The organism is Pantoea sp. SIMBA_079 (assembly GCF_046940275.1).
Lineage (GTDB): Bacteria > Pseudomonadota > Gammaproteobacteria > Enterobacterales > Enterobacteriaceae > Pantoea > Pantoea borealis.
Window position 1 is genome coordinate 1 of record NZ_JAWRYR010000962.1, and the last position, 233, is coordinate 233.

The following is a 233-nucleotide window of genomic DNA, read 5'->3' on the forward strand; positions in this document are numbered from 1 at the left end:
CGCGCAGAATTCCGCAGTCCCGTGTTGCCCGGTTGGCATTGCAGTGGCTTTGGGGCTCGAAAAGTTGTTTTTCCAGCATATTCAGTTCACGAATACGGGCCTGAACGTGGTTGAGATGTTCATTTATCAGGGCATTAACCGTACCTCAGTCTGGGTGAGGCTGGCTGCGCGCCTGCAGCAACACGCGGATTTCTTCATGGGTCATATCGAGCGCCCGGCAGCGCCGGATAAAC

1 protein-coding gene is annotated in these 233 nt (G+C 55.4%); it reads right to left on the reverse strand.

All coding sequences use genetic code 11. The features are described 5' to 3' along the window. Positions 1-145: 145 nt before the first annotated feature. On the reverse strand, positions 146-205 hold the full coding sequence (locus SB719_RS22790) for a hypothetical protein (protein WP_412160130.1): 60 nt from the start codon (positions 203-205) through the stop codon (positions 146-148). Positions 206-233: the final 28 nt, after the last annotated feature.